Origin of the sequence: Thermococcus sp. PK (assembly GCF_000430485.1) — an archaeon.
GTDB classification, from domain to species: domain Archaea; phylum Methanobacteriota_B; class Thermococci; order Thermococcales; family Thermococcaceae; genus Thermococcus_A; species Thermococcus_A bergensis.
In genome coordinates this window covers 883,404-889,922 of the sequence record NZ_KE387149.1, presented here as the reverse complement: position 1 = coordinate 889,922, position 6,519 = coordinate 883,404, and the positions used below count along the sequence as shown (strand labels likewise).

8 protein-coding genes, 1 tRNA gene and 2 pseudogenes are annotated in these 6,519 nt (G+C 44.9%); 3 read left to right on the top strand and 8 right to left on the bottom strand.

Annotated elements, in window-relative coordinates:
• Positions 1-114, top strand: a pseudogene (locus THEPK_RS13085) (IS982 family transposase); the annotation flags it as partial.
• 4 nt (positions 115-118) lie between these two features.
• Here THEPK_RS13085 and THEPK_RS06865 read toward each other — a convergent pair.
• Together THEPK_RS06865 and THEPK_RS06860 are read right to left on the bottom strand one after the other, a co-directional pair.
• Positions 119-643, bottom strand: a pseudogene (locus THEPK_RS06865) (tRNA methyltransferase); the annotation flags it as partial.
• Positions 644-652: 9 nt separating this feature from the next.
• The gene (locus tag THEPK_RS06860) at positions 653-1,078 is read right to left on the bottom strand and encodes an archease (protein ID WP_042699898.1); all 426 of its coding nucleotides are present in this window, start codon (positions 1,076-1,078) and stop codon (positions 653-655) included.
• Between the two features lie 57 nt (positions 1,079-1,135).
• Here THEPK_RS06860 and panB point away from each other — a divergent pair, with 57 nt between their 5' ends.
• A complete protein-coding gene (gene panB, locus THEPK_RS06855; protein WP_042699895.1) occupies positions 1,136-2,008 on the top strand; it encodes a 3-methyl-2-oxobutanoate hydroxymethyltransferase in 873 nt (290 codons plus the stop codon).
• Entirely contained in the window at positions 1,995-3,053 is a 1,059-nt protein-coding gene (locus THEPK_RS06850; RefSeq protein ID WP_042699890.1) for a pyridoxal phosphate-dependent aminotransferase, read from the top strand. The genes panB and THEPK_RS06850 overlap by 14 nt, the downstream gene beginning before the upstream one ends.
• Here the strand turns inward: THEPK_RS06850 and THEPK_RS06845 are convergent.
• The 6 genes from THEPK_RS06845 to THEPK_RS06820 all read right to left on the bottom strand — a co-directional run bounded on the left by THEPK_RS06845 (position 3,039) and on the right by THEPK_RS06820 (position 6,453).
• Entirely contained in the window at positions 3,039-3,884 is an 846-nt protein-coding gene (locus tag THEPK_RS06845) for a DMT family transporter (RefSeq protein WP_042699887.1), read from the bottom strand. The two genes, THEPK_RS06850 and THEPK_RS06845, sit on opposite strands and share 15 nt — an antisense overlap.
• Positions 3,868-4,206, bottom strand: a complete 339-nt coding sequence (locus THEPK_RS06840) for a PqqD family protein (protein ID WP_042699884.1) — start codon at positions 4,204-4,206, stop codon at positions 3,868-3,870. Before THEPK_RS06840 ends, THEPK_RS06845 begins: the two co-directional genes overlap by 17 nt.
• Before the next feature lie 47 nt (positions 4,207-4,253).
• A tRNA-Ser gene (locus THEPK_RS06835) sits at positions 4,254-4,341 on the bottom strand.
• Positions 4,342-4,358: 17 nt separating this feature from the next.
• The gene (rpsJ, locus tag THEPK_RS06830) at positions 4,359-4,667 is read right to left on the bottom strand and encodes a 30S ribosomal protein S10 (protein WP_042699881.1); all 309 of its coding nucleotides are present in this window, start codon (positions 4,665-4,667) and stop codon (positions 4,359-4,361) included.
• Between the two features lie 67 nt (positions 4,668-4,734).
• Entirely contained in the window at positions 4,735-6,021 is a 1,287-nt protein-coding gene (gene tuf, locus THEPK_RS06825) for a translation elongation factor EF-1 subunit alpha (protein ID WP_042699877.1), read from the bottom strand.
• Positions 6,022-6,105: 84 nt separating this feature from the next.
• Positions 6,106-6,453: a hypothetical protein gene (locus tag THEPK_RS06820; protein WP_156882152.1), complete on the bottom strand. Its 348-nt coding sequence runs from the start codon at positions 6,451-6,453 to the stop codon at positions 6,106-6,108.
• Between the last annotated feature and the right edge of the window lie 66 nt (positions 6,454-6,519).

Here is a 6,519-nt window from a genome sequence, read left to right as displayed (position 1 = left end):
CTTCTGAGGCCGAGCAGGAGTGTTAGTTTGAGGGGGTTGGTTGTCAGGATTTTAGGGGCGATTCTGGCCGTGAATCTGGACAGATTATACAACTTCACAGGTGGTGGGAACTAGGGTTATCAAATGTATTTTCAAATCTTGAGAAGTAAGTGCCGTCTTTGACGGTAACCCTCGCGTTGAGCACTCCAAACCGGTTTAGGTTTGCTATCAAAACATTAGCACGCCATTTTTTTAGGTCATTGGCTATTATACACCCCTCATTTTTCATGTACTGTGCTATCTGTGTTGTTTTAGCCCCTGGAGCAGCCGCCATGTCAAGGACAAGTTCTCCGGGCTTGGGATCTAGGACAACGGGTGGTATCATTGAGGACGCCTCTTGAGGGAAGACAAGCCCAAGGGCGTACTCTATCATATCCCCGAACTCTCTGGTGTTGATAAAGAACCCTTCTTTTACCCAGGGAATAGGCTCAAGCTCATATCTCTCTTCCAGCCTTGCCTTTATGTACTTTAGGGGAGCTTTGAGTGTATTGATTCTTATACTCTGCCTCAAGGGGGCCATCATGAACTTCCAGAATTCTTCTCCATCGTCGAGTTTCAAATATCTCTCGTAAAATGCTTTGTTCATCTTGACGACTTCTTCCATGTGACCACCTCAGATATCTGGGACAAGCTGTGCCATCCATTCCCCGTTGGGGAGCTGTTTTATCTCCATGTCGTGGTAGGTTATGGCTTTGACTTCTTCCTTTGGCTCATGCTTTTCGCTCAGCTTTTCCCCATAGGCTTTTGCCTTGAGCTTATACCCCTCTTCAGTTTTTTCTATTTTAACTTCAAAGTCCCTAAAAACCAATCCTTCCGTGTCATGGAGGATAAGGAGCTCTTCAAGGAAGTTGTAGAGCAAAGAGTATAAATCTTCCCCCTCCACTTCCACTTCTCTCACTTCTTTCTTCTCAACTTTTTCTACGTTAACCATTACGTCAAAAAGAGCAATTGCAACGGCTTCAAAAGCCTCTTCAAGGGTATCCCCATAACCTCTTATTCCAATGTCAGCGGTGTGTTCATAGTGCTCCCACCTTTTCATTCTCTCACCCGATAGGTTAATATTTCCCCAAGTTTATTAGGCTTTAGGGAGATTGCCATGAGGGAGATAACACCGAAGAAGATTATGGAAATGAAGGGGAAGGAGAAAATTACGATGGTGACTGCGTACGATTATCCATCAGCTCTTCTAGCGGATAAAGCCAAGATTGACATTATTTTTGTTGGGGATTCGCTGGGAATGGTGGTCTATGGAGAACAGAACACTCTAAATGTGACCATGGAGCAGATGGTTTATCACACGAGGGCAGTTGCAAAAGCCGTTAAAAGAGGATTGGTTCTCGCTGATATGCCATTTATGAGTTATGAAGTTAGCGTAGAGGAAGGCATGAAAAATGCTGCTCGGCTAATCCAGGCAGGAGCGGATGCGGTAAAGATTGAAGGCGGTTACGATCATAGGAAGCTAGTAAAGAGGCTTGTTAGGGCGGGCATACCTGTTATGGGGCATACTGGCCTAACTCCCCAAAGGTACCTTCGTTTGGGAGGCTACCATATAACGGGAGAGACCGAAGAAGAAATTGAGGAAATACTTAGGGATGCGAAGGCATTAGAAAAGGCTGGAGCTTTTGCAGTTGTTTTAGAGTTCGTTTTGGCGGATGTTGCCAAGTTGGTAACTGAGGAGGTCAAAATACCAACAATAGGAATCGGGTCTGGTCCTTATGTGGACGGGCAAGTTTTAGTATGGCACGATCTCCTTGGCATCTATGAGCATGTGCCCCCATTTGTAAAGAAATACGCCGACTTAAGGAACATAATTCAGCTGGCGCTTGAGAATTATAGGGAGGAAGTGAAAGAGGGCAAGTTCCCAAGCGGTGAATACTACTGGGAGTTCCTTGACAAGGACGACTTTGAGAAAAAAAGGAGGAAAGTCATAGAGCGCCTATTAGGGGAGACATTTGATGAGGAAGTTTAAAGTCCGCGAAGAGCTCTTCATCCTTAAGGTACCCGGAGGGTATGCGGATAAAGTTGAACATGGAGAAGGATTCCTCGACTGTTCCCTTGGCACAAATCCGTTTGGAACTTCCGAAAGGGTAAAGGAAAGGTTGAAAAACTTAGAGATAGCCCTTTCTGCGTACCCGGATGTGAAGTATACTTATCTCAGAAACGCCCTTGCGGAATACTGGGATGTAGATGAAGAAAGCATTTTCTTTGGTTATGGGACCATCGGATGTTTTGAAAAGGTGAACAAATTTGTCATAAGCCCGGGCTCCAGGGTGCTTGGTATCTCTCCGCAGTATACAAGGTACATAAGTGACGTACTTGCCATGGGAGGTTCCTATGAATCGGTTTCCCTGAAAAAGGAAAACCGGTTTAAAATCGATGTTGGAGAAGTTATAAATGCTCTCACTTCAGATTACTCCCTCCTTTACCTAGACAACCCTCACAACCCCACGGGACAGGTTTTAAGGCTTAAAGAAGTTGAGGAAATCGTTCAGTATGCCGAGAGGAAGGGCGTTTTGGTTCTTGTAGATGAAGCTTACGGAGATTTTGTCGAAAAAGAAGAATCGGCAATAAACCTCGAGCATGATAATCTCATTGTCCTGCGCTCTTTTTCAAAAGGTTTTGGACTGGCGTCTATGAGGGTAGGCTATGCTGTTATAAAAAACCGAGAGCTTGGGGAGCTTTACAGAAAGGTGGATTTGCCGTTTCCGATAAGTACAATTGGAGAGATTTTGGCAGTTGAAGCACTTAAAGATCAAAAATTCCTCAAGGAAAGCAAGAAAAAGATAGCCGCTGTAAAAAGAGAAATCATCAATACCCTCAAGAAAAAATTCCAAATAGCTGAAACCCACATGCAGACTCCAATAATGCTTTTGTGGGGCTCTGGAGATACTTACCACTATTTTCTTGAAAGGAAGATATCAGCTGTTAGAGGCTCAGCTTTTAGGTCGTTGGATGATTCTTACGTAAGGCTTCGAGTTCCAAAAAATGCCGATGAATTATTAGGCCGTCTTTAGTTCACTTTTGATTCTGCTGACCATAAAGGTTCCAATGGTTATGAGCACAAACCCTACTAGGTGATATACTGTGAATTCTTCCCCAAGGAGGGTTGCAACTCCTATTGCTACTGCGGGAGCGGGTGTTATTATTGCTGTCGCTTTTGAGAGGTTTATCCGCTTTATTGCGAGGTACCATATCACTTGTCCAAATGAGAGTATTATGCCCTCTGCTACAGCAAGCTTTGAAAACTCAAGCCCAGAGGGGAATGCAAGCAAAAGAAGCAAAATTCCCCCAAAGGTATTTCTAAATGCTGCTATAAGAAATGGGTTGTATGGGAGTTTCTTTGCTATCACATGCCCGCTCTGCCAGAAGAGGGGGACTAGCAGGAGGAGTAAATCTCCCTTTCTTGGCACTATTGCTTTACCCTGTGTTATCACCAAAAATAAGCCAATAATGATTGAAAATGACCAGAAGACCTGGTGTTTGGCTATTTTTTCCCTCAAGAAAACATATGCAAGAACAAACGAGAAAAGAACTTCTGCCCTTGTTATAAGGGAAGCATTTATCGCGGTACTTAGTCGAGCTCCATAAGAATAAGCGATATATGCCAGGGCAGTTCCAAACATCCCTACCAGAAATGCTCTTGGAATATACTGTGGATTTTCCTTTACTTCTTTCCAGCGGGATGTGAGTAAAACGATTGGCCAAAGGATTAAAGAGGCTATGAGGGCAGAAAATGCTGCAAAGCTAAGGGGGTTGGTTGGGTTTGCCTTAATTACCACGGGTTCTATTCCATAAAGGAACATGCCTAAAAAAGCCAGGAGAGTCCCCTCAGTCTCTTTGTTCATCCCACCCACCCAAGAGAATGAGATTTCTCTTGTATAGCTCAAGGATAAAGGTCACAAGTCTTTCATATAGTGGTTCGGCTTCCTCACCAAATTTTTCTTTCACCTTCTTTCCAATTTGTTCTATGCTCCTCGTACCATCACAAAGTTCCCATATAAAAGCTCCTAATTCGTCAAGTTCAAGTCGTCTGTATTCCCCGTGGAGTTTTCTTGCCAGAAAATCCAGTTTGGAGGTCATGGGGATTAAGAGGTAATACTTTCCATCGATCTTTCTTAACTCGATTTCTTCATTTCTTTTGGGAATAAGCTTGAGATAATTCTCCATAACTCTATTCACCAGCAGAAATGGGGTGAAGAAGTTTATAAGAGTGTTGGCGCCGGGGCAGGGATTTGAACCCTGGCGGGCTTAACGCCCACGGACTCTCCAGGCCCGCGCCTTCCCAGGCTAGGCTACCCCGGCGCTAAAAATAATGAGAATCATGAGATGAGTTCAATCTCGATTGTCACGTCTTCAGGAACGCGAATTCTCATGATTCGCCTCATAGCTCTCTCGTCAGCTTCAATATCGATGAGCCTCTTGTGAACTCTAAGTTCGAATCTATCAAAGGTTGCACTCCCTTCTCCATCTGGGCTCTTTCTTGTGGTTATCCTTATTCTCTTTGTTGGCATTGGTATTGGCCCGCTCATTCTAACACCAGTTCTCTCTGCAATCTGCTTGATTTGATCTGTAACCTCATTAAGAGCACCTATGTTTGTGCTCGCCAGTTTAATTCTCGCCTTTTGCATTTTTGCCACCTCTATAAGCTCTAATGACAAAACTAATAATATTAAAGGAAAAGGCTAGAGAAGGGCTTCACTCGCCCTTCTGGATGGATATAACCATACCGGCAGCGACTGTTTGACCCATATCTCTGATAGCGAATCTACCGAGTTGTGGTATCTCCTTAACTGGCTCGATGACCATTGGCTTGGTTGGTCTGAGTAGAACGATAGCTGAGTCACCGGTCTTTATGAATTGTGGGTTCTCCTCTATGATGTTACCTGTTCTTGGATCGAGCTTGGCAAGGAGTTGCTCGAATCTAACTGCAACTTGGGTTGTGTGGGCGTGGAGAACTGGCGTGTAACCAATTGTGATTGCTGTTGGGTGGTTGAGGACGATAATCTGAGCCTTGAATGTGTCCTTTGGTCTGACGACTGTTGGTGGGTTGGTTGTGTGTCCAGCAACGTCACCTCTCTTTATGTCGTTCTTACCAACACCTCTGACGTTGAAACCAATGTTGTCACCTGGGAGAGCCTCTTCAAGTGGCTCGTGGTGCATTTCAATGCTCTTGACTTCACCCTGGATGGGCTTGTGGAAGATTGTTGATGCTGGCTCGAATATGACTACGTCGCCAACCCTAAGTCTTCCGGTCTCAACTCTACCGACTGGAACTGTACCGACACCCTTAATTGAGTAAACGTCCTGGATTGGGATTCTAAGTGGCTTGTCAACTGGCTTCTCTGGCTCTGGGATCTGGTCGAGAGCCTCGAAGAGTGTTGGGCCGTTGTACCAGGGCATCTTGTCGCTCTTCTTAACAACATTGTCTCCTTCCCAAGCGCTGATTGGGATAACTGGGAAGTTCTTGTAACCGAGCATTTGTAGGAGCTTTGTAACTTGGGTTGCAACATCTTTGAACTTCTTCTCGTCGTAGTTGACCATGTCCATCTTGTTAATCGCAACAATTATGTGGTTGATACCGAGTGTTCTTGCAAGGAATGCGTGCTCCTTTGTCTGTGGCATGACACCGTCTGTGGCTGCAACGACGAGAACTGCAGCGTCAGCCTGTGAAGCACCGGTAATCATGTTCTTAACGAAGTCTCTGTGACCTGGAGCGTCGATAATGGTGATGTACTTGTTTGGAGTCTCGAACTTGCTGTGGGCAACGTCAATTGTAATACCTCTTTCTCTCTCTTCCTTGAGTCTGTCCATAACCCAAGCGAACTTGAATGACTTACCCTTTTCACCCATCTGCTCGAACTTCTGGATGATCTGCTCTGGAATGTTGCCTGAGTCAAAGAGCAATCTACCGATTGTTGTACTCTTTCCGTGGTCTACGTGTCCGATAAACACTATATTAACGTGTGGCTTTTCCTTTGCCATCTTCACACACCTCCAAAGTTATGCCTAACTCTAATCATCAAAGTGGGTTTTTAAAGCTTTCCCTAAACCTGGGCGTGTTTAGTTTCACCCCCTGTTATTTAAACAGTATTTGACTCTGAGGAGGATTTTCAGACCATAACACATTACCCCAAGCAGGATTCGGGTTACAGTAGTCTTTTTCAGAAAACAGGGGATCCTACTGCCAAACCACGTTGTAAACGCACCCCAGAACCCCTCATGAGGATTCCTATGCCTGTACTCTTCTTCAGAAAACACTCTGTCTCTCTTCTTACTACCAAAACCACCTGGAGCGTTCTTAGTTTTCTTAACAATCGGCCGATAACCCTTTTCCACCACAGTGTTCAGAACTTTCTTTGAATCATAAGCCCCATCAGCATAAAAATTCCCAGAACCCCCCGGCACGGAGTTCAATCAGCTCGTTCTCAGAAGTTGTGATCTTCACAGCAACCGGATACAGTAAACCCGGCAGGATTCTCT

Coding starts and splice junctions, on each gene's coding strand:
- THEPK_RS06860 (WP_042699898.1), bottom strand. CDS start 1,078: ATGAAAAGGTGGGAGCACTATGAACACACCGCTGACATTGGAATAAGA.
- panB (WP_042699895.1), top strand. CDS start 1,136: ATGAGGGAGATAACACCGAAGAAGATTATGGAAATGAAGGGGAAGGAG.
- THEPK_RS06850 (WP_042699890.1), top strand. CDS start 1,995: ATGAGGAAGTTTAAAGTCCGCGAAGAGCTCTTCATCCTTAAGGTACCC.
- THEPK_RS06845 (WP_042699887.1), bottom strand. CDS start 3,884: ATGAACAAAGAGACTGAGGGGACTCTCCTGGCTTTTTTAGGCATGTTC.
- THEPK_RS06840 (WP_042699884.1), bottom strand. CDS start 4,206: ATGGAGAATTATCTCAAGCTTATTCCCAAAAGAAATGAAGAAATCGAG.
- rpsJ (WP_042699881.1), bottom strand. CDS start 4,667: ATGCAAAAGGCGAGAATTAAACTGGCGAGCACAAACATAGGTGCTCTT.
- tuf (WP_042699877.1), bottom strand. CDS start 6,021: ATGGCAAAGGAAAAGCCACACGTTAATATAGTGTTTATCGGACACGTA.